At 48.4% G+C, this 23,135-nt stretch carries 19 protein-coding genes; 15 read left to right on the top strand and 4 right to left on the bottom strand.

Going from position 1 to position 23,135, the window contains the following annotated elements; all coding sequences use genetic code 11:
- The first annotated feature begins 78 nt into the window (after positions 1-78).
- From BBD38_RS00005 to BBD38_RS00025, 5 genes are all read left to right on the top strand, one after another.
- Positions 79-1,137, top strand: a complete 1,059-nt coding sequence (locus BBD38_RS00005; protein WP_066683195.1) for a zinc-dependent alcohol dehydrogenase — start codon at positions 79-81, stop codon at positions 1,135-1,137.
- Between the two features lie 2 nt (positions 1,138-1,139).
- Entirely contained in the window at positions 1,140-1,532 is a 393-nt protein-coding gene (locus tag BBD38_RS00010; protein ID WP_066683197.1) for a VOC family protein, read from the top strand.
- 246 nt (positions 1,533-1,778) lie between these two features.
- Positions 1,779-3,116 carry a hypothetical protein gene (locus BBD38_RS00015; RefSeq protein WP_235829072.1) on the top strand — a complete coding sequence of 446 codons (1,338 nt, stop codon included), beginning with the start codon at positions 1,779-1,781 and terminating at the stop codon, positions 3,114-3,116.
- A 37-nt stretch (positions 3,117-3,153) separates the two neighbouring features.
- The gene (locus tag BBD38_RS00020; RefSeq protein WP_066683198.1) at positions 3,154-4,014 is read left to right on the top strand and encodes a sugar phosphate isomerase/epimerase family protein; all 861 of its coding nucleotides are present in this window, start codon (positions 3,154-3,156) and stop codon (positions 4,012-4,014) included.
- 16 nt (positions 4,015-4,030) lie between these two features.
- On the top strand, positions 4,031-5,197 hold the full coding sequence (locus BBD38_RS00025; RefSeq protein WP_066683199.1) for a Gfo/Idh/MocA family protein: 1,167 nt from the start codon (positions 4,031-4,033) through the stop codon (positions 5,195-5,197).
- A 110-nt stretch (positions 5,198-5,307) separates the two neighbouring features.
- On the opposite strand, the gene BBD38_RS00030 is transcribed toward BBD38_RS00025, so the two are convergent.
- On the bottom strand, positions 5,308-6,846 hold the full coding sequence (locus BBD38_RS00030) for a xylulokinase (RefSeq protein WP_066683201.1): 1,539 nt from the start codon (positions 6,844-6,846) through the stop codon (positions 5,308-5,310).
- 233 nt (positions 6,847-7,079) lie between these two features.
- On the opposite strand from BBD38_RS00030, the gene BBD38_RS00035 reads away from it, so the two are divergent.
- From BBD38_RS00035 to BBD38_RS00080, 10 genes are all read left to right on the top strand, one after another.
- On the top strand, positions 7,080-8,009 hold the full coding sequence (locus tag BBD38_RS00035; protein ID WP_066683202.1) for a 1-phosphofructokinase family hexose kinase: 930 nt from the start codon (positions 7,080-7,082) through the stop codon (positions 8,007-8,009).
- 58 nt (positions 8,010-8,067) lie between these two features.
- Positions 8,068-8,700: a class II aldolase/adducin family protein gene (locus tag BBD38_RS00040; protein WP_066683205.1), complete on the top strand. Its 633-nt coding sequence runs from the start codon at positions 8,068-8,070 to the stop codon at positions 8,698-8,700.
- A complete protein-coding gene (locus BBD38_RS00045; protein ID WP_066683209.1) occupies positions 8,697-10,184 on the top strand; it encodes a rhamnulokinase in 1,488 nt (495 codons plus the stop codon). Before BBD38_RS00040 ends, BBD38_RS00045 begins: the two co-directional genes overlap by 4 nt.
- Before the next feature lie 122 nt (positions 10,185-10,306).
- Positions 10,307-10,975 carry a response regulator transcription factor gene (locus tag BBD38_RS00050; RefSeq protein WP_066684162.1) on the top strand — a complete coding sequence of 223 codons (669 nt, stop codon included), beginning with the start codon at positions 10,307-10,309 and terminating at the stop codon, positions 10,973-10,975.
- Between the two features lie 4 nt (positions 10,976-10,979).
- A complete protein-coding gene (locus BBD38_RS00055) occupies positions 10,980-12,419 on the top strand; it encodes a sensor histidine kinase (protein ID WP_235829073.1) in 1,440 nt (479 codons plus the stop codon).
- Between the two features lie 132 nt (positions 12,420-12,551).
- A complete protein-coding gene (locus BBD38_RS00060) occupies positions 12,552-13,214 on the top strand; it encodes a response regulator transcription factor (protein ID WP_066683214.1) in 663 nt (220 codons plus the stop codon).
- Positions 13,211-14,224, top strand: a complete 1,014-nt coding sequence (locus tag BBD38_RS00065; RefSeq protein ID WP_066683216.1) for a sensor histidine kinase — start codon at positions 13,211-13,213, stop codon at positions 14,222-14,224. The genes BBD38_RS00060 and BBD38_RS00065 overlap by 4 nt, the downstream gene beginning before the upstream one ends.
- Positions 14,225-14,413: 189 nt before the next feature.
- Entirely contained in the window at positions 14,414-15,181 is a 768-nt protein-coding gene (locus BBD38_RS00070; protein WP_066684164.1) for an ABC transporter ATP-binding protein, read from the top strand.
- Positions 15,171-17,186 carry an FtsX-like permease family protein gene (locus tag BBD38_RS00075; protein WP_066683217.1) on the top strand — a complete coding sequence of 672 codons (2,016 nt, stop codon included), beginning with the start codon at positions 15,171-15,173 and terminating at the stop codon, positions 17,184-17,186. Before BBD38_RS00070 ends, BBD38_RS00075 begins: the two co-directional genes overlap by 11 nt.
- Before the next feature lie 79 nt (positions 17,187-17,265).
- The gene (locus BBD38_RS00080; protein ID WP_066683218.1) at positions 17,266-18,069 is read left to right on the top strand and encodes a MerR family transcriptional regulator; all 804 of its coding nucleotides are present in this window, start codon (positions 17,266-17,268) and stop codon (positions 18,067-18,069) included.
- 119 nt (positions 18,070-18,188) lie between these two features.
- Here the strand turns inward: BBD38_RS00080 and BBD38_RS00085 are convergent, their stop codons facing one another.
- The 3 genes from BBD38_RS00085 to BBD38_RS00095 form a co-directional block, all read right to left on the bottom strand.
- A complete protein-coding gene (locus BBD38_RS00085; protein ID WP_066683220.1) occupies positions 18,189-19,403 on the bottom strand; it encodes an ROK family transcriptional regulator in 1,215 nt (404 codons plus the stop codon).
- Positions 19,404-19,486: 83 nt separating this feature from the next.
- On the bottom strand, positions 19,487-20,416 hold the full coding sequence (locus tag BBD38_RS00090) for a glycyl-radical enzyme activating protein (protein WP_082989357.1): 930 nt from the start codon (positions 20,414-20,416) through the stop codon (positions 19,487-19,489).
- A gap of 89 nt (positions 20,417-20,505) precedes the next feature.
- Positions 20,506-22,608, bottom strand: a complete 2,103-nt coding sequence (locus tag BBD38_RS00095) for a pyruvate formate lyase family protein (RefSeq protein WP_172807713.1) — start codon at positions 22,606-22,608, stop codon at positions 20,506-20,508.
- Positions 22,609-23,135 lie beyond the last annotated feature (527 nt).

Below are 23,135 nucleotides of genomic sequence, written 5' to 3' on the forward strand. Positions count from 1 at the left end.
GCGCCGTATGAGGGAAGACGCGATAAGATTTTCAACAATCCCTGCGAAAAATAAACATAAACAGGAGGAAAGAATAGAATGGCAAGAATGATGAAAGCACAGGTTGTGGAATCGCCGAACAACATGGTTCTGAAAGAAGTACCGGTTCCGGAGATTACTGATGACGAAGTTCTGATTAAGGTAAAATATTGCGGAATTTGCGGTTCCGACTGGAGCATTTATACCGGAAAATATGCCGCGGACCAACTGCCGCTGATTACGGGGCATGAAATTTTTGGCGTAATCGAAGAAGTGGGACAAAATGCAAAAGGAATTAAAAAGGGCGACCGTGTTGCCGTAGATATCTGCCTCACCTGCGGAACGTGCTATTTCTGCCGCCGCGGCGACGGATTGCTCTGCGAATCCTTTACGCAGCTCGGTATTCATACGGACGGCGGTTTCGCCGAATATGTGAAGGCGCCATGGAAGAATATCTACCCGATTCCGGACAGCATGGATGATTATACCGCAACGTTTGTAGAGCCCCTTACGGCAACCCTGCAGGCAAGCAAGAAGATGGATGCCAAGATCGGTTCTTCCTGTGTGGTAATCGGCTGCGGCCTTGGCGTAATCCATGCCCTGCTTGCAAAGCTGCGCGGCTGCGCGCCGGTAATCCTTGTAGGCGACAGCGAGCTGCGTCTTAATATGGCGAAGGAAATGGGAATCGATTATACAATTAATATCAAGGAAGTGGACGACCCGGTTGCGGAAGTCAAGAAACTGACCGGTGGCGTCGGCGCAGATTATGCCATTGAAGCGGTCGGCCATCACAGCACATATGAGCAGGCGTTTGCAATGCTCCGCCGCGGCGGTAAACTGGAAGCGTTCGGCGTATGCGCGACAGACGATATGGCATCCCTTGCGCCTTATGATTTTGTTCTGGGCGAGAAGAAAGTCAGCGGTTCGTGCGCGGGGATTGGAAACGACTGGGGCGATGCAATCCGTCTTCTCCAATATCACCGTATCGACCCGAAACCCCTGATTTCCATGGTGGTTCCGCTGGAAGAACTGGAAGATGCGCTGAAAGAACTGCGTACCAACCCGAATCTTTTCAAAGTTTTGGTTTCTCCTGAAATTAAGGAACGGGTGGTATTCTAAGCATGGAAATAAAAGGGGCGGATCATATCGGAATCAATGTCGGCAATATGGATAAGGCGCTGCACTTTTACCGCGATTTGCTGAAGCTGCCGGTTTTGCAGGAAAAAATCGACAATGGCGACAGCGATATATGTTATCTGCAGCTGGGGGAAAATTCGCGGATCGAGCTTTTTGATTATCACGGCTCGAGTGAAAAAAAGACGATTGCGGAAAGTGATCTTGGATACCGGCATCTTGCGATAGGAGTAGATGATGTAGACGAATGGGCGGCGTATTTAAAAGAAAACGGCGTACCGGTTCGCTATGGCCCGGAAAGCCTTCCGCACCTTGGTGCGCGCGTATGCCTGATTGAAGACCCGGATGGAACGGAAATCGAAATTTGCGCAAAACTTTAGTCTGACCAAAAAGCCACTGGAAACAGTGGCTTTTTTTGGTAAATCCATTGATTTATTCTCGTTTTATGTTACAATAAAGATATATTAGTGTTGGATGCTATTTTTTATTAGCTTTTTATTACAAAATTGTTATCGGATATTATTGTTTTTGGTAGATGCTTCTATCATTTAATGCTATAATGAAAGTGATATGATAAGTTTGAAATGATTTCTCGGTTGAGAAAAAATGAGGGAGGTTAACCTGTTATGATGAAAGCACGTCTGGTGCCGCTTTATTTCGATGCGGCAAATGAGAGGGAACGGGGAGAGTTTAAAGAACAGCTTGACAGGCTGAAGGAAATGTACGGCGATGTTGCCGAATTTCTCGAACCGGTCTGCGTAGGAAACGCCCTGCCGGAGGCGGCGGATGCGGTTGTATTTCCGCAGTTGATCGGCGCGGCGTTTAAAGAAAGCGAAAGCCTGAAAAAGTACGACTTGCCAATGATTGTCCTGACGTCCAAGTTCGGTACGGTGGAAATGTGGGATTGGGAGATTGTCTACTATCTCCGCGAAAAGGGAATGAATGTTTTCTCACCCTACAATATTGAACTGGCAAAGGTGGTTATCCGCGCGATTGCAACCAAAGTACAGCTCAAGCAGGGCGTGAAATTCCTGATGTTCCAGGATACGCCCGGCGAAGGAATGCAGGCATATATTTTCAAACGTTTTTATTGGTGGGAAGACGAAGCGACCCAAAAAATGGCGGATGCGTTCGGCATGAAGCTGATCCATAAGAGTTGGAAAAAGCTGGCCGAGGACGCGAAAGCCATATCGGATGACGAAGCGCGCAAGGTCAGCGCGGACTGGGATATCAACAAAGCCGAGGACCTTACGGAAAAATCTTTCCTTTCCGCGGTGAAACTGTATATTGCCGCAAAAGCGGAATGCGAAAAGGAAGGCAATGTGGTCGGCATCGGCTGCAACTGCCTCAACGAAAGCTTCTATTCGGACAGCACTCCGTGCCTTGCATGGAACATGCTGTTTGAACGCGACGGTATCATTTTTGCCTGCGAGGGCGATACGCTGACGCTGCTTTCCAATTACATGATCTACCAGTCGCTTCAGGCTCCGTTCATGATGAGCAACGTTTATCCGTTCCTCGTCGGGATGGCGGCTCTCGCACATGAGAAAATCGATAAATTCCCGGATATAGAAGACCCGGACAATCATGCGCTCGTCGTGCATTGCGGATACTTCGGCCTTGTCGCGCGCCAGTTCTGTTCGCGTTGGGTGCTTCGGCCTAAGGCGCTTGAGATCGTAGACGACAACGCCGTTGTGGTGGACTGCGAACTGCCTAAGGGCCCAGCGACGCTTGCCAAGATCACTGCTGATTTCAAGCATATTGTCATCATTGAAGCGGAAATCGAGGACTATGTGCAATATCCGGGCAGCGATTGCCGCAACGGCGCGCTTGTACGCTATAAAGACGGCCATAAGGTAATGGAGGGCTTAAGCTCGCACCATGCGATTGTGATGTCCGGCGACTGGAAGGTTCAGCTGCTCCAGATGGCGAAGGTATTCGGTCTGGAACCGACCGTTTTATAAGTAACGTTGTGTAACCCAAGAAAAGGAGGAATAAAACATGAAAATAGGAATCGATAGTTATTGCTACCATAGATTTTTTGGCGAGGTATACGATGATCAGGAGGCTCCCAGAAAGAACATGACAATGGAGGATTTCCTGCGCCGCGCAAAAGAGCTTGATGTTGACGGCGTTTCCCTGGAATCCTGCTTTTTCCCGAGTTTTGATGAAGCTTACCTTACCGACCTGAAAGGGCAGCTCGACGAATATGGTTTTGACCGTGTATTCGCGTGGGGACATCCGGACGGACTCGAACGGGGCGGAAATCCGCAGGCGTTTGAGGATATGAAAAAGCTGATTCCGTGCACGAGGATGATCGGCGCGGATACGATGCGCGTAACAGGTTCCAGCCTGATGTTCCGGCATGAAGATCATGGCCCGCAGGTAAAAGCGCTGATAAAGCAATTCAAGGAAGCGGTAAAAATTGCGGAAGACAACGGTGTAAGAATGGCTGTTGAGAACCATATCGATTTTACGGCGGATGAAATTTACCAAATTCTTGAAGGCGTTGATTCTCCGAATTTTGGCGTCAATTTTGACACCGGTAATTTCCTGCGCCTGCTTGACGACCCGATTGCGGGCATGGAAAAATTGGCTCCTTACGTATTTGCGACCCACATCAAGGATTTGAAGATTGAGCCTTCCGCAAACCCCACCGATTGGTTCTTCTTTGCGGGGGTGCCGGTAGGCATGGGTCTCATTGACAACCAGAAGCTGGCTGAAATCCTCCATAAGAACGGATACAAGGGATTCCTTGCCGTTGAGATCGATCATCCGCACAGTGACTGGGCGGGCTTTGAAGACGAAGCGGTTGGCATCAGCGTAAAGAACCTTCGCAAGATTGGCGATTCACTGAAATAAGTAAAGGAGACTTGCTATGAAGAAAAAATTGAATATTGCCCTTATGGGCAGTGGTTTTATGGGCAAAGCCCACAGCTTTGCATGGACGTTGGTCAACAAATTTTTCGACGTTCCGTATGAACCCGTGCTGAAGGTGAATTTCGGAACGGATGAGGATATTACGCGGGAAGTTGCCGAAAAATGGGGATGGGAAGAAATCTCCATGAACTGGGAAGAGGTTATTAACCGCGATGATATCGATATCATCGACATCGTAACGCCGACCTATATCCATAAGGATATGGCGGTTGCGGCGGCGAAAGCAGGAAAGCACATCTTCTGCGAAAAACCTTGCGCGGTTACGTACGACCAGACAAAGGAAATGGCGGAAGCCGCAGACAAAGCGGGTGTGGTAAACTACCTGAACCACAACTACCGCAGGGTTCCGGCTGTTGCCTTTGCGAAGCAAATGATCGAAGAGGGGAAGCTTGGAACAATCTATCACTGGCGGGGAGCCTATTTGCAGGATTGGATCATGGACCCGAATTTCCCGCTGACATGGCATTTTAAAAAGGACCTCGCAGGCGGCGGCCCGCTGTTTGACCTGAGCTCCCATTCCGTTGACCTCGCAAGATACCTGGTTGGGGAAGTCAAGGCGGTTACGGCAGTCAACAAGACATTTATCGAGGAACGCCCGCTGCCTGGAAAACGTGCGGCGACCTTCTCGGCCGGCGGTGAAATTAACAGCGAAAAAGGCAAGGTAGAGGTTGAAGACGCGAGCTTCATGATTGCTGAATTCGAAAACGGAGCGCTTGGCTCCTTTGAGTCAACCCGTTTCGCATCAGGGCGCAAGAATTACAATACGTTCGAAATCTACGGCAGCAAGGGAGCCCTGACGTTCAACTTTGAACGCATGAATGAACTCCAGTACCTGAATCTCGACGATCCGGCTGACGAACAAGGGTTCAAAACGATCCTCGTGACCAATATGACGCATCCTTATGCGGCATGGTGGGCGGCAGGACATGTGATTGGGTATGAAAACACCTTCGTCCATGCCGTAGCGGATTTCCTGAAGGCCGTCGAGAAAAATGAGACAATCGAGCCGAACTTCCATGATGGAGAGAAGATCATCCGTACGCTTGAAGCGGCGGCGCTTTCCAGTGAGGAGAAACGGCGCGTTGAAGTTTCCGAAATCAAATAAGAAACAGGAAACATAAAAAAGACGCACATGGGGAAGTGGTAATCCTTACACTCCGTTATCCTTTCCCGGTGCGTCTTTTTGTATGCTTTTATGAAAAAGGAATGTTTTCCTTATTCCTCGATATCGAGCGCGTATAATTTATCGCCGATCCTGGCAAGGTAGTCGGTTGCTTCCTTATAGACCTCAAGGATTTTGTTGTATTCAGCCTGCGCAGCAGGGTCGACGTGGCTCACGCTCTCGATTTTATGGATTTTATCAATGGGGGAGAAATCCTTCCACATTCCACAGCCAACGGCAGCGATTGCCGCCGCGCCGAGGGAACCCGCCTCCTGGCCGACATTTGTCTTAATGACCTCCATGCCGTAAATATTTGCAAACATTTGCAGCCACAACGGGCTGTTGGCTCCGCCGCCGACAAACAATATTTCATCCTGGAGCGTGGTCATGGTTTTCATGTAATCGAGCGCAACGCGCAAAGCAAGGGAAATTCCTTCCATCGCGGAACGGATCAGGTCCGCCTGCGTATGCTTGAGGTCAAGACCCACATAGGCTCCGCGGATATTGGGCGTAAGGTCAGCTCCGGTGCCGCCTGCAAGGCTCGGGTTAAAGAGCAGCTTGTGGGAACCGATGGGCGACTGTGCCGCAAGTTCGTTCATGAGCACATAAGGGTCCTTATCACCGGCATTTTGCATGATATCCTTACAAAGCTGGTTGCGGACCCATTGGAAGGAGGAACCTGCTGAAAAGATGGAGGTTGCCGAGACAAATAAGCCGGGGATACAGTGCGCGAATACAAAGGGAGAAAGCTTGGTATCAAGGATCGGCTCGTGGCTGGATACCACATTCCATGCCGAAGAACCGAGGGATACATAGGCGCGCCCGTCCGCAATGCAGCGTCCGCCGAGCGCCATGCACGAATTATCCACGCCGCCGCAGGCCACCTTGACGTCCATCGGGAGCCCGATTTCCCCGGAAGCCTCCGCTGTCAGTGTTCCAATGATTTCGGTAGAGGGGACAATTTCAGGGAAAATATCGGCGGGAAGCCCCATTTCTTTCATATAAGATTCATCATACCGGCCTTTTTTCAGGTCATAGAAACCGATACCGGAGGCATAGGAATGATCGGTATACATTTTCCCGGTCAAAAGGTAGTTGATATAATCCTTCGTTCCGAGGACGGTTGCGATTTTTGCAAACATTTCAGGCTCGTTTTTGCGGTACCACATCAGCTTGAAAGCCGAATATAAATGGCTGGGAAAACCGTTCCCCGTCATCATATACCAGTCATCCTTGCTATGGGAGGCAAAAAATTCATCCGATTCCTTCTGCGCGCGCGAATCAGACCAGATCGGCGCGGTCTCACGCAGGAGATTACCGTCTTTATCAACCGGGACGACTCCGAGGCTATGGCCCGAAATTGCGAGCCCCTCGATTTCGTTCTTATCCGCCTTTGACTTTTCAAGCAGCCGCCGGGTGCTTACACAAATAGATTTCCACCAGTCGCCGGGGCGCTGCTCATGCCAGCCAACATGGGGATAGACCGTGTCGTACGGCTCAAAGGACGACGCTAGGGAAAGGCCGTCGGCAGTGTAAAGGGATGCCTTAATGCCGCCTGTACCAAAATCATATGCAATAATATACTTTTTCATGAGAAGACTCCATTCAAAATAAGTGTTGTTATAGATTTATTATAATAAATCACAACTGTGGTTTCAAGTGAAAAATGAAAATATTTTTTCAAAAAAAATTTATATTTTCAAAATGAAACGAACAAAAAACCACATTGGTTTTTAGGGCTTTTTTGGCCTTCAAAGTTTGACGCAAACCCGCTTCCGTATTATAATAAATGAGGTTAGATTTCAAATTCAAAAGGGAGAATCGTATGATTAATACAGTTACTTTAAATCCGGCGATGGATGAAATTCTCTACATCGAATCCTTTCAGGAAAACTGCATGAACCGTATCCAGAAAAAGGAAAAATGCCTGGGCGGAAAAGGAACGCACTTGGCGTATAATTTTTCATTGCTGGGGGTTCCCAACCGGACCTTCGGCGTTTCCTTCGGAAGGTGCGGGAAGGAAGTAATCGATGTGTTGGAAGAATCCGGCTCGGATACGCACTATCTTTGGTATGAGACGCCTGAAACGCGGACCAATTACCTGGTAGTGGATAAAGAGAGAAATTGCACGTTCCTCGGGGGCAAGGGCGAGGTTCTGACGCGGGAAATTACGGGAAAACTGCTTGCGCTGATGGAATCCCAGATGCAGAAGGGAGATACGCTGATTATCGCGGGCGATGCTTCCAATGTGGAAGATAAGGATGTCCAGAAAAAGCTTCTCCTGATCGCGCAGAAGATGGACCTGAAGCTATACCTCGATAGCTCGGGCGCGTTTATGAAGGAAGGGCTTAAATACCATCCGCAGCTGATTAAACCGAATCTGGAGGAACTGTCGGAGCTTGTGGGACGCGAACTTAAAAATGCGGATGACGTAGTGGAAGCGCTGGACGAAATTCCGGATATCCCGGTGGTGATGGTCTCCATGGGCGGGGACGGCTGGGTGTTCCGTTATGAGGATAAAATTTATCGCGGTCACGGCCTGAAAGTGCAGGTCGGAAATACGGCAGGCTGCGGAGACGCGCTTTTGACCGGGCTTATCTATGGCCTCGAGTGCAATCCGATGCCTGTTATGGATATGCTGGCATATGCAACCGCACTTTCCGCGACCTGCGCTGCAAGCAACAAGACGGTCGGCTTTGATATCGAAAAAGCAAAAGAATGGATGAAAGACGTTAAGATCGAAGTCATCCGCTGAAACAGGTCAACATCCGGCAACGCCGGAAATATAAAGTTTATGCTGGGAGGCAATTAAAATGGCAGAATTATCTTATATGGACAGAAGAATGGAAATGCTGGAAATCATCCGGTTCCTATATGACCGTAAACTCACGAATGCGGCAGGCGGAAACCTTTCCGAACGCGTTGCGGAAAACCGCGTGCTGATTACACCCACCATGATGTCGGAACATCACAGGTGCCGCCTGAAGCCGGAAGACCTGATGATTATCGACTACGATTGCAATATTATCGAAGGACCGGATATGCTCTCGCGCGAAAGCCGTATGCATACGATGCTCCTGAAAAATTTCCCGGAATTCGGAGCGGTGATTCATGCGCATCCGCAGTTCTCCATGTGCTTTGCGGCATTCAGCCAGCCGATCCCGTCCGTAACGGAAGCCACCATGAAGATGGGCGACTGCGGCGTAATCCACCAGGCGTGGGCGTATTCCGAAGAGCTTGCGATCCGTACCAACGAGTATTTTATGAAGAACCGCGAACGTGCGCAGAAAATGGGCCTCGAAGGAATCCTTCCGCAGCACGGTATCGTTGCGGCGGCCCCCACGCTTAACAAAGCATACAGCATTGTAGAGCGCGTGGAGTATGACGCGATGGCAAACATTTTCAAACCGGCGGTATATGCGGCGCAGGAGAATTTACACGAATGAAAAAAGAAGGGTTGGCGTTAGCGGTTGATCTCGGGGCTTCCGGCGGTAAGCTTTTTGTAGGCGAGCTCAAGGATGGCAAGGCCGAGATTCATCCGGTACACAAATTCAAAAACAAGATTGTCCTTGCCAAGGGCAGGGCCTACTGGGATTTCCTGCGTATTTTTGATGAAATCAAGATGGGCTATGCGCTTGCCCAGCGCGAATTTGACGGCCAGATTACGTCGATTGCCATCGATTCCTGGTGCAACGATTATGCGCTGATTTCCGGACATGGGACGATGATCGGCACGCCGCGGAATTATCGTGACAGCCGGACGTTTGGCTGGGTGGAGCGCTCGTTTGAGTTGATGCCGCAATATGAGGTATACAAGCGTACGGGGCAGCAGTTCCAGCGGTTTGAGACGAGCTATCACCTGCTGGCGGAAAAGGAACAGGACCCGGATATTCTCGGGATCGCGAAGGAATTAATCTTTATACCGGATTACCTTTCGCATCTGCTTGGCGCGAAGAAGTATTCGGAGTATACGATTGCAAGCGTATCAAATCTTTATAACCTTGTGGAGAACAAGTGGGACGAGGATATTCTCAAAGCATATGGTTTGCCAAAAGAAATCTTTATGCCCATTGTATATGCGGGAGATAAGGTCGGCGAAATTGCGAAGGACGTGACGGATGAGCTGCAGGTGCCCTCCGCAGAAATTTATGCGGTTGGTTCCCACGATACGGCTTCGGCGGTTGTGGCGGCCCCGGCGGCGGATGACGAGGAATTTATTTTCATTTCAAGCGGCACGTGGTCCCTTGTGGGTGCGGAGCTTCGCAAGAATATCATGACCGAGGAGAGCATGAGGCTTGGATTTGGAAATGAAGGCGGGGTCATGCGGCGCAACCGCTATATCTGCAACGTAATGGGGCTGTGGATCATCCAGGAATGCGTGCGCATGTGGAACCTGCAAGGGAAAAATTATGACTTTGCGGGGCTTGCGGAAGAGGCGAGTAAGGTTACGACCTGCGATACGGTGTTTATCGATCCGGATGACAACAGGCTCTTTGAACCCGCCAATATGCCCGAGGTTGTCGCGCAGATGGCTCGTGAACAGGGCTATACGCCCCAAAACGATTTTGAGATTGTGCGCATCGTTACGCAGAGCCTTGCATGTAAATACCGGTATGTTATTGACAATATCGAGTATCTGACCGGGAAAAACTTTCCGTGCCTGCATATTATTGGTGGCGGCAGCCAGAATGCCTTCCTCGACCAGCTTGCGGCGGATTACCTGCATAAGCCTGTCAAGGCCGGGCCTGCGGATGCAACCGGGATTGGGAATATCCTTACCCAGTGGATTGGACGGGGAATGCTCAGAGACCTCAAAGAAGCGCGGCAGGTGTGCGCGGCTTCGTGCGGAATCAAGACCTACCAGCCGAGCGGCGACGAAAAGTTTGAAAAGAACTACCGGAAATTCCTGCGCGATATTGGGAAAGCTTAATTGCAGTGCTGAAAACGGTCCTCCCGAGGGCCGTTTTTTGATATAAAACAGCTTCCTTTCACGCGGCGTTCACATTATACGGATAAAATGATAAAAAAAGGAAATACATGGCGGTGAAACAGATGTATAAAATTTTAGTCGTAGATGATGAAGAAAATATCCGTTCCTTGATTCGTAAATATGCGGAATTTGAAGGATATGGGGTGGAGGAGGCAAAAGACGGAATGGAAGCGGTCGAAATGTGCCGCAGCCATGATTATGATTTTATTATCATGGATATTATGATGCCCGAGCTTGACGGCTTTTCCGCATGCGGCAAAATCCGCGAAACCAAAGATATTCCCATGCTGATGCTTTCCGCGCGCGGGGAGGAATACGACCGGATTCATGGCTTTGAACTGGGAATCGATGATTATGTGGTGAAACCTTTTTCGCCCAAGGAATTGATGATGCGCGTGAACGCGATTTTGCAGCGTTCCAACAGGAGCGGGCCGGAGAACGAGAAAATGACATTTGGCGGTCTCGTTATCGATACCTCGGCGATGGTGGTATATGTGAATGGGGAAAAGGCTGAACTGTCCCCGAAAGGATATGAACTCCTGTATTACCTTGCAAAAAATAAAGGAATTGCACTTACGCGGGAGAAGCTGATTACGGAAGTGTGGGGGTATGATTTTTACGGGGATGACAGGACGCTTGATACGCATATCAAGCTGCTGCGCAGCGCCCTGAAAGAATACCGCGACTGCATCGTAACGCTCAGGGGAGTGGGTTATCGTTTTGAAGGCTGATACGATGAGCGTAAAATGGAAGATTTTTTTCTATATATTGATTTTCGCGGTTGCTATGATCGTCCTGCTGTGGCTATTCCAGATCGTTTTTCTGGATGATTTTTACCAGGCGATTAAAAAAAGCGAAATCCAGAAAACGGCGCAGACCATTTCGCAGAATATTGATAATGAAAGCGTAGAAACGCTGATCGACCAGATTAGCGACCGTTTTGACGTACGCGTTGAAGTTGCGGATATGGAAGGAAATACGGTATACAGCACGGACACAATGCCCGAGCTTCCGCAGAGCGAGCTGGCGGTGGTGGCCCGGAAAACGCAGGAAAACGGCGGAAGCGATATGCAAATATTCAAGATGGAAAAGGCGGACAATCCTGAGTATAACGACCAGATGTTTAATGGAAAAAATGTGCCGCCGCGCGACATGGGCGGTTTCGAGACGCTTATTTATTCGCAAATCATAACCCCGGAAGGAGGAACGCCGGTCCTGCTGGTGCTTACGTCGCGGATAACGCCGGTAGACGCCACGGTGGATACCCTCCGCGTCCAGCTCGTGTACATTACGGTTATTTTGGTTGGATGTGCGCTGTTCCTTGCGTTTGTAATATCAAAATGGATATCCCGCCCCATTGTAAAAATCAATAAGGGGGCGAAAAAGCTTGCGCATGCGGAGTATGACGTGCAGTTTGACGATGCGGGCTACCGGGAAATAGCGGAGCTTGCGGATACGCTGAATTATGCGTCGCAGGAGCTGTCAAAGGTAGAGAAACTCCGGCGGGAGCTGCTGGCCAATATTTCCCATGACCTTCGCACCCCCCTTACAATGATTATTGGATATTCCGAGGTTATGCGGGATATTCCCGGGGAAAATTCCCCGGAAAATATACAAATTATCATTGATGAGGCAAAGCGGCTTACGACGCTTGTTAATGATGCGATGGACATTTCAAAGCTGCAGGCCGGGACGCAGGAATTGAATGTTGAGCGCTTCAACCTGACGGAAGCGGTAAGCAACATTGTTGCGCGCTATGTGAAACTGGTGGAACAGGAAGGTTACCGTATCAGTTTTATCTATGACCGGGACGTATATGTGAAGGGAGACGAGGTTAAAATTGGGCAGGCATTGTGTAACCTGGTCAACAACGCCATCAATTATTCCGGAAAAAACAAAGAGATCATTGTGCGGCAGGCAGTCGGGGACGGCCAGGTTACGGTTTCCGTGGAAGATAAGGGCGAAGGAATTACCAAAGACCAATTGGAATATATTTGGGACCGTTATTATAAAGTAGATAAAACGCACAAACGCGCTTCTGTTGGAACGGGGCTCGGGCTTTCGATCGTAAAGGGAGTGCTTGAACTGCACCATGCGGAATATGGCGTAGAGAGCGAGGAAGGAAAAGGAAGCGTTTTTTGGTTCAGGCTTGAGGAGGATTCAAGACAGGAATAAATCGGAAGGCGGCGAGGGCCGCCTTTTCCGGTATCTGGGAAAATAATATTTAAAAATTCTTTAAGACCCGGTAAGCGCATTGAACAAGTACCGGGCTTCTTTTATAATGGAGTGGAAGGGAAGGATGGTTGAATGAAAATTTGTATTGTGGAAGACAACCAGAAAATCAGGGAAGAGCTTGCTTCCTTTTTGCAAAAGTACGGATATTCGGTATGTGCAATTGCCGATTTTGATGGAGACGTAGTGTCCGCGATTATAAGTGAAAAGGCGGACCTCCTGCTGCTCGATATCAATCTGCCAATGGTAGACGGATACTCCATTTGCCGCGAGATACGCAAACAGTCAGCTATGCCCGTTATCATCGTGACGAGCCGTAATACGGAAATGGACGAACTGATGAGCATGAATTTGGGTGCGGACGATTTTATTACCAAGCCGTACAACACCCAAATTCTTCTTGCACGCATCAATTCCGTGCTGAAAAGGGCATATCATACGGTAGATAAGATTGACTGCGGACGTTTTATCCTGAATCTTTCCAAAAGCATGGTTGAATACAACGGAAGGGAAATTGAACTCACCAAAAATGAATTGCGTATTTTAAATACGTTGGCCCAGCATGCCGGCAGTATCGTTTCCCGCGAGGAACTGATGAACGACCTGTGGAGCAGTGATATGTTTGTTGATGAAAATACGCTGAACGTGAATGTAAACCGCCTGCGCCGGAAGCTTGAGGATGCGGGTCTTGCGGATGTAATCGAAACCAAACGGGGACAGGGGTATTTGTTGAAATGAAGCTGACGGATTATCTGAAAGATAAAATGTTTTTCCTGCTATTTGATTTGCTGATCCTCGCAATGGTAGCGCTTTTATTTTACCTGCTTGCCGTGGGCTCGATGATTATTATATTCTTTGGCGCGGTTTTCATTGCCTGCCTTGTTGTCCCGCTGGTAATTGACTACCATAGGCGCAAACAATTTTACAATGGTTTCCTGTCCCTCCTGGATGCGCTTGAAAACAAAAACCTGATAGCAGAGATTATGGAAAAGCCTGATTTCAGGGAAGGCATGATTTTGTACGATGCCCTGCATGTTTCCAATAAAGCGATGCTGGAAGCGATTAAGAAATACAGCAAGGCACAGGAGGAATACCGCGAATATATTGAAATGTGGGTGCATGAAATCAAGACGCCAATTGCGTCCTCGCGGCTTATACTTGAAAACCATAGGGATATTCCTGCTGCAAAGGGGCTTTCGGAAGATATGGATACACTTGAAAACCTCGTGGAACAAGTGCTTTTTTATGCGCGGAGCAGCGCGGTTGAAAAAGATTATATGGTGAGGAATACCGGCCTCAAGGAGATCGCGTATGCCGTGGCGCGCAGGAATGCGAAGATATTTATTGAACGCGGAATCCGTTTTGAGACGGGCGACCTTGATATTCATGTAAATACCGACGCCAAGTGGATTGAATTTATTTTGAACCAGGTCGTTGGCAATGCGGTAAAGTATTGCGATAAGGACGGCCCGGAAATCCGGATTACGGCGCGCAGGGAGCCCAATGCCGTTTTTCTTGATATTTCGGACAATGGAATAGGTATCCCGGAGGAAGAGCTTGGCAGGGTGTGTGAAAAAGGGTTTACCGGAACCAATGGAAGGCAGAGGGAGAAATCAACGGGAATGGGGCTATACCTGTGCGCGAGACTATGCGAAAAGCTTGGCCACGGGTTCAAAATTACGTCGGAATACGGAAAAGGAACGACGGTGACCATTATTTTTCCGGAAAGCTCCATGTTCCATATGTAATAATAGCGAAAAGCGGTTCCCGGCCGCTTTTTTCTTACAAAACTGTAAGGAAGGCGTAAGGCGAAGCGATAGGTGTTTCCACGGCACCTGCATATAATAAAGTCATAAGAGGGTGCAACTGCATCCCCGCAGAATTTATTAATTTATGCAGTCAGGAGCTTTGGAATGAGCATCTATTGGGAGGTAAAAATGGAAACACTGCTAAAGGTCAGGAACGTAGAAAAAATATATGGAGGGAAAAGCAATCTTACAAAAGCGCTTGACGACGTCAACTTCGATGTCGGCAAGGGTGAATTTTTGGGGATCATGGGCCCCTCCGGAAGCGGGAAGACAACACTTTTGAATTGTATTTCCACCATTGACACGGTGACAAGCGGCCACATTACGGTAAACGATACGGACGTTACAATGCTGAAGGCCGGAAGGCTTGCGGAATTCCGCCGTCGGCAGCTTGGGTTTATTTTCCAGGATTTCAACCTGCTCGATACGCTGTCCGGGTATGAAAATATTGCGCTTGCCCTTACCATATGCGGAGTGGGCTACGGGCAGATCAAAGAGCGTATCAAGAATATCGCGCAGACATTGGAAATTAACGATGTGCTGTACAAATACCCGTGCGAGATGTCGGGAGGCCAGAAGCAGCGTATTGCCGCGGCGCGGGCGATCATTACCAATCCGTCCCTGGTCCTTGCCGACGAACCGACAGGAGCGCTCGATTCAAAATCGTCGCGTATGCTTCTGGAGAACTTCGTGGAAATGAACAAACGGCTTGGCGCGACGCTTTTAATGGTGACGCATGATGCGTTTGCGGCAAGCTATTGCAGCCGCATTTTGTTCCTGCGCGACGGGAAAATATTTACGGAGCTCGTGCGCGGGGCGGACAGCAGGAAAGATTTCTTCAGCAAAATTATTGAAGTGGTATCCCTTTTGGGAGGTGACGTAGCCGATGCTGTGTAAATTAGCTTTTCGGAATGTCCGCAAGAGCATCAGCGATTACACGGTCTATTTTATTACACTGATGTTTGCGGTCATGTTTTTTTATGCCTTCAATTCGCTGGATGCGCAGCAGGCGATTATGGACCTCAATGAAAACAAGGCGACCTCGGCGCAGGTGATGCTGGAAAGCATCAAGCTCTTTTCGACGTTTGTAGCCGTCGCGCTTGCAATACTGATTTTATATGCCAACAACTTCCTGATTAAGCGCCGGAACAAGGAACTGGGAATATACCTGACGCTTGGAATGGGCAAGGGCCGGGTGGCTGGCATTTTAATGCTGGAAACGCTGCTTGTGGGCGTAATCGCGCTTGTGGTGGGCCTCCTTTTGGGGGTTCTGTTCTCGCAGGGAATGTCGCTCATTACGGCGAAGATGTTTGAAGTGGAGCTAAAGGAATATGTCTTTGTATTTTCGCCAAAGGCGGCGATCCAATCAATCATCTACTTTGGCGTAATGTTCGTGTGCGTGATGATTTTCAATGCGGTAAGGGTGTCCAAGCAAAAAGTGATTAAGCTGCTGCATTCGGATGTGGAAAATGAAAAAGTAATCGGAAAAAAGACCTGGGTTTCCGTCCTGATGACGGTTGCGGGCATCGTATTAATCATCATCGCCTATTACCTGATTATCAAGGGAATGCTGATTATGTACCTGCCGTTTGTAATGCTGTTTGGCATTCCGGGTACGTTCCTGCTGTTTGCGGGGCTTTCCGGGTTCGTATATAAGATTGCGTCCCGCAATAAAAAGAAATATTATAAGGGCCTTAACCTGTTTGTAACACGGCAGCTTACCAGCAAAATCAATTCGACCCATACGTCGATGGCGCTTATTTGCCTGATGTTGTTCGTAACGATCGTGACGCTTGGCGCAAGCTCGGGCGTATCTGCTGCGGTAAACAAGGAAGCGGGGCGCGAGATCAGGTTCGATGCGGAATATTACGTGACGCCCGAGGAGGTGGAAAGCGCGGGCGGGGGAGCCGCGGCGCTTGAGGCATATGGAATCCCGGTTGACGAATTCTTTAAAGAGACGTCGGAATATACGTACTATGACAGTGATGTGGATGTGCTGGCCGATTTTGCAGACTATCTTGACGTTGCGCAAGCCAATGAAATGGCGGACAATATGGACGTCAAAGCGTTTGCCGGGGCGGTCTCGGTCTCGCAGTTCAACAGCTTCCTGCGCCTGATTGGGGAACCTGAGGTGCGGCTTGGCGAGAATGAACTCGGCGCGGTAACCTATAACGAAAAGATGGCGGAAAGCATGGAGGATTTTTCAAAAGACGGAATCAAAATTCATTCCAACGGGAAAGAATATACGCTTAGCCCTGACCGTATCCGTGTCGTGAACACAAGAATCATGGGCTCTGCAGCCGTTGCGCCGATGATCTTCATCTATCCGGATGCGGATGTTGCGAATTTTGAACGCCGGGATGTGATGGTGGACGGAATCTATATCGACGGCGTACCGAAGGAAGAGACGGATCAGGCGCTGCAAACCCTGCAGGGACAGCTGAGGGAAGCAAACGCAGAACGCCCATATCATAATTTTACGACAGCGCTTACGTCCCAGGATTCCAGCATCGGCCTGCGTGTCACAATCTCGTTCGTAGGCATATATCTTGGCATCACATTCCTTGTGACTGCGGCGGTCATTCTTGCCCTACAGCAGCTTTCGGCGGCAAACGACAATAAAAAGCGCTATGCGACGCTCAGGAAGCTGGGAACGGAAGAAAAAATGATTAACCGTTCGCTGTTGAAGCAGATTGCGATTTATTTCCTGATTCCGCTTGCAATTGCCGCTGTCCATGCAGTCTTCGGGATACAGGGCCTGATGAGCATGATCAATATGATGTGGTACGAAAACGTCTATCAGGATGTGTTCTGGGGTCTTGCGATCATTGCGGTAATTTATGGAATATACTTTGCGGTAACGTATTTCAGCAGCAAAAAGATTATCCGTGAACAGCAATAAAAAAAAGTGCTTGACCTTGTCATAGTGTGAAGGTGTATTCTTGAGGGGAACTGGCCGGTTCAAAGAAGGAGTGACAAACATGCTTACCATCGGCGAATTTTCAAAGCGGGGGAAGATATCCCCAAGAATGCTCCGGCACTATGATGCGATCGGGCTGCTCCATCCCGTGTACACGGCTGACAACGGATACCGGTACTATGATCCGGCACAGCTCAGTATACTGAAACAAATCGAAACGCTGAAAGGATACGGATTTCCGCTTAAAGAGATCGGCACGCTCCTGCCGCTTTCAGAGGAGGAAATGGGGATGCGCCTGCATGCGCGCCGCCTGGATGCCTATGGGGAATTAAACGAGCTTCGGAAAAAACTTCGTCAGATGGAAGCCGACATTGCCGAAATGGAGGGAACCGGAATACTGATGGAAAAATATCATGTGATTGTTATGAACGCGCCTGCCCAAAAGGTGTTTTGCCTGCGGCGGGTAATCAATGTGAGTGAAACACATTCACTCTTTGCCGAACTTTTGAAGGAAATGGAAGGACAGGGCCTCACGCGAACCGGGACAACGCAGCAGATGTATCTGGGAGAACAATTTTCCTATGATGCGATGGATGTGGAAGCGCAGGTGGAAGTGCTTGAAGACGGCCCGGGTGTAAAAACGCTTCCGGCGGGAATGTTTGCCGCGGTCACGCATGTCGGGCCATACGAAACACTGCAATCTGCGTATGAAGCGGTTCAAAAGTGGTTTGACGCGCAAAATGAGTATGAAATATGCGGGCCGTCAATCGAACGCTATATAAAGGACGAAAATATGGTAAAAAGCCCGGAAGAGTTGGAAACAGGAATATTGTTTCCGGTCAGGAAAACCGGAAAGGCGGACTGAACAAATTGAAACAGGGACGTAAAAGTCCGGAAGGCAGAAAAAAGGGTTCAGGCAGCGAAAGCAGCCTGAACCCTTTATCTATCAAATTGGAAAAACTGCCAAGCGCATCCGGAGCGTCCTTAAATCAGGATATTTAGTTGCTTCTGCAATACATAGGCGCTGACGGCTTTATAATTTTCATTTCCCTTCAGGTGTGCGGACGAAATATTCAGATCGCGGCCGAAAATATTTACGATGCGGCTTTTGGCTTCGGCGGTTGCGGCATTAATCAAAAACGAATCAAAATCCGCCCCCAGACCGGATATAATTAACCTGTCAGGATCAAAAATATTATACAGGTTGGCGATGCCGCTGCCCAAATATTCAGCTGTTTCGAGAAGCAAGCCCTGGATGGCAAGACTGCCCATAGAATGAGCCTTGGCGATGAGATCGAGAGTTACAGGTTCTTCTTGGTTCACGGCAAGGTCGTAGAAAAGATCGTTTCTGTTGCTTTCGGTCAGCAATGCGCGGGCGCGGGAAATAATGGCTCTTTGATCGCAATAGAGTTCAAAACAGCCGCGGTTGCCGCAATAGCATTTTTCGCCGTGGATATTGAGCGACATATGCCCGGCCTCGCCGCTGATCCCCGTGTGCCCCTCGATCAGGCTGCCGCCAAAGTAGTGGGTGATCCCAATTCCTGGAGACATGTTCAGGTACAGCACATTCTTTTCCTGCGGCTTAACCCAGCGCATTTCATATACGGATTTGATACGCGTTACATTTTCCACATAAACCGGAAGCTTTGAAGCTGTTTGAAGGGGAGCCTTGAGATTGATATTCTTCCAGTTGTAGATGGGAATATCCACAAATTGTTTTGAGTCGACCATACCGCAGATGCTGACGCCGATTGCGCAGATTTTTTCCCGCACGTCCTCTGAAAGATTCCCAAGATATTCGGTAACAATATCGATAATCATGCGAAGGACACTATTGGTAGGATTATCATCCGTGATAAGAAAGGGAACCGTATAAGCCTCATGGTACAGCCTTGTGCCAAGAAGATCGCAAACGCTGAGGATCAAATCGTCCTTTGAAGATATTTCCACGCAAAGAATATAAGAGATACCACCATTGAATTTTAAAAATGTAGTTTTCCTTCCTGCGCTGATATTGGTCTTGCGGCTTTCGTAAAGAAGGTTTTCCCGGATAAGCTCGGTTACAATATTGGTAACCGTTCCGGTGCTGATACCCAAAGCGGAAGCAATCTCAATTCGTGTTGCCTCTTCGTGAATGATTACGTATGTTGCAATTTTCCGCTTATTCATTTGCTTGGCGCGCAAGGTTGCGGGATTCATTTGTATATGCTCCTTTCCAATCGTTTGGTATAGTTCAAGTATAATACAATTATCCGGGTATTTGTCGGTTTCTGAAAGAATTTTTACAAAATTTCCGAAAAGACCGGAACATTTTTTTTCGCTAACAGGTCATGTAATTCCGACACATATTCCGCCGATTGCGGCATAAGTTCCGGGAGGGAATATTCACCCACGCCTCCATCCGTATACGCCGTATGGTTTCCATATTTTGATTCGGCCAGTTTGTTATAGGGAAGCAGTTCTACCCTGATAATTTTGTTTTTCAGGATATCCCGGATAAAATCGCCGATTGCGCTGATATTTCGGACAGTATCGGTCATCCCGGGAATTAATGGAATACGGATGATGATATTGGCGTTCCGATCCGCAAGCTTTTTTATATTGTCAAGTATCCGGGTATTATCCTGTCCGGTATAGGCCTTGTGGAGCAGGGGGTCCATCTGTTTTATGTCGTAAAGGAAAAGGCAGGTATAGGGAAGAATCCGTTCAAAAGTACTCCACGGCACAGCGCCGCTGGTGTCGACCGTAGTGTGGATGCCTGCCTGCCGGCACAGCCGCAATGCTTCTTCCATAAAATCCGGATAAATAAGACATTCGCCGCCTGAAAACGTAACGCCGCCCTCCCTGGACGCATCGTAAAAAATTTTATCTCCGGCGACTATTTTCACGGCTTCTTCCGGCGTCATGTATTGGGCTGCAAAATGCCGGGCACCGGCCGTGCAAACGTCAACACAGCGACCGCAAAGCGTGCAGTCCTTTTTTTTGAGCATCAGATTTTTGTCCAGGTTGCCGCACACGCGGGTGCATGCTCCGCAGCCAATGCATTTCATCCGTGTAAGCATAAGCTCTTGCGCCGGGTTGATGGCTTCGGGATTTTGGCACCATTTACAGTGAAGGGGGCAGCCTTTCAGAAAAATGGTGGTACGGATGCCCGGCCCGTCATGGACCGCATATTTTTTCACATCGAAAACAGGAGCTTGAATTGATTTCAAAGGGCACCTCCGTTAAAAGATAATATGCACCGTACCCGTACCATCCACGGTATGGGTGCGGTGCATGGATTGATTCATTTGTCTTTCGTTCAGAATGCAAGTGTGGAGCGTGCGATAATATGATCCTGGAATTTTTCGGGAATTTCTACAAAATATGTGGAGAATCCCCAAATCCTGACGATCAGGTCACGATAGTTTTCCGGATGCTTTTTGGCATCGACCAGTACCTTGTTGTCGAGGACGTTAATTTGCGTTTGCATTCCTCCCAGCTTGAAGTAAGTTTTAAGCAAGGCAATAAATTTGTCGCGGCCTTCTTCGCTTTTCAGCGCGGAAGGATGGAACTTCATGTCCAGGACCGCACCGCCCGCGCAGTGGGAAAAATCAATTTCTCCGCATGATTTTACAATTGCGGTCGGGCCGTTTTTGTCCGCGCCCATCATCGGCGATAAATTGTCGCTGTAAAATTCCCTCGCATGCCTGCCGTCCGCGGAAGCGCCGAGAATCTGCGAGCCGTATACATAGCTGGTGGCGCTCGTTACCCGGGCACGATAAGTCTGGCCGTCCGGATTGCGGTGCTTGGTGACTTCCTGGATATAATATTGCACGATTTCATTTGCAATGGAATCCACCTCTGGAATGTCATTTCCAAACCTGGGGAAATCGTTGAGGATGCGCTGGCGCAGATTTTCGTGACCCGCCCAGTCATTTTTCAGGATATCCGTAAATTCACGCAGTGTATATTCTTTATCCTCGTAAACCAGTTTGCGGATCACGTAGAGCGCATCGGCGCAGTTGGAAAGCGAGGCAAGCTGAAAATCGGTTTCCGTGTAACGCACTCCATAGGCGTCGAAATCACGTCCCAGTTCCATGCAATCTTCCATCATGGACGAATAGAATGGGGAAGGGGAGATCATTGCCCGGTTCAGGTACGATGACGTCATATCGATGGTATGCTTCATCTGCACCTTAAATGCGTTGAACAGCTTTTCATAGGTGTCGAACCATTCCGGATATCCGGTCCTGATGCCATAGCGGTCATCGATAAGCCCCTGCGCGGTATCCGCATTGGGAACTCCAAGGAAGTATTGCCCGTCGTTGAGCGCCCATTCAAGGCAGCGCAGGCAGCACACTCCGCCGAGGTTACGATTGAAGCTGCGCCCCTGGATGGTCATTTCCCAGCAGCCGGAAGCGGCATAATCACGTGCGTCCTCCAGCGTATATTCCGGGTGATTCATAAAAGCCGGAATGATGGCGTCGTCGTTCTCGTAGGTAGGGAAACCCATTCCCAGGCTGTTCAGGTAGGCGGCTTTTTTCCAGATGCTTTCCGGCGTATTCTGGTTAACACGCAAATGCACCTTCGGATCGGTGACACGCATATCGCATTTTGCGTCCAAGATCATCATTGTCAGTTCGTTGGAAACGTCATCCCCGGTAATCGGATCAACCCCACCAATAGTAATGGACTGCCCGGTATCGCTGTTGATTTTGATATCCTCGCCGTGTGTCCTGTCGACTTCGTAATTCAGCTTCATAAAAAACGCTTCAAGAATCTCAAAGGCAAAATCCTTTGTGATTTTTCCGCTTTCAATATCCTTCTGGTAGTAGGGGTAGAGAATCTGGTCCGTCCGGCCTAAGGGAATCAGGTATCCCCCTTCCACCCAAATCAAAAACTGGATGAAATACATCAGCTGGCAGGCCTGCCAAAAGGTTTTTGGGGCGCCTTTCTGAAGCTGTGCCATGTTTTCGGCAATTTGATGCAATTCTCCTTTTCTGGTCTCATCAGACTCGTTTGCTTCCATAGTCCGCACCATTTCTTCATAACGGGCCATCAACTTTATCGCGGCGGTATTGGTCATAATAACGGATTCGTAATATGTTTTCTGCGCATCCGTTTCCGCGGTTTCCATCCTTTTTTCCGCCTCTGCTATGAGGGCCGGGAGTCCGAGAGGAAGCACCTTGTAGTAAGCGGGAATACTGCTGTCGTTCAGCGCGAAACCACGTTCGTCCTGGCCCAGGTTGAAGCAGTTGTCAAAGTTGTGGTTGTAACCGCGCGTTTCAAAGTTGTGGTTGCCCCACTTAATTTCTTCGTCGGTGATGTAAGTGGGAAGCTGATAGACGGTCTTTCCGCCGCATATCAAATCGCCGTCCAGCAAAAAGATAGGCATTTTTTCAAGCGCCAGGCTAAAAGCCATCGCTTTACGAATAGGGAAAGGAAGTCCTTTCGTTTCATCGTCCAGGATTGAAAGGTTCAGGCTTTCTTGCCTGTATTTTTTGTGAGCACCCGCAAAGAATAATTCGCGGAGAGTATTAATTCGATTTGTCATGATAAAACCCCTTCCTCTAATTTATTTGTAATATATTTAAGTAGAAAATATAAAATGTAAACAAATAATTTATATAATAAATTTTTATATGTGAATTATAGCTTTTGCTCAGATATATGTCAATAGAATATAATGAAAAATAGTATTCTGATTTAGTAGGGATTAATGAATAAAAGTCAAAAATAGAATGAATTATTCGAATAATTGCATAATAGTGATGATAAAATCCAAAAAATGGATATAAAATGAATAATTCATTATTAAAACATTCAAAAAATACCGGATTAATATATACAAAATACATTTCAATTCTGTAAATAAAGGGAGAGCAGAAACATAAAATTATAAAAAAAGGCTAAAATAAATGCGTAGGCAAAGGGAAAAACGAAATGAAT

The organism is Christensenella intestinihominis, assembly GCF_001678845.1.
In the GTDB taxonomy this organism is placed as follows: Bacteria; Bacillota; Clostridia; order Christensenellales; family Christensenellaceae; genus Christensenella; species Christensenella intestinihominis.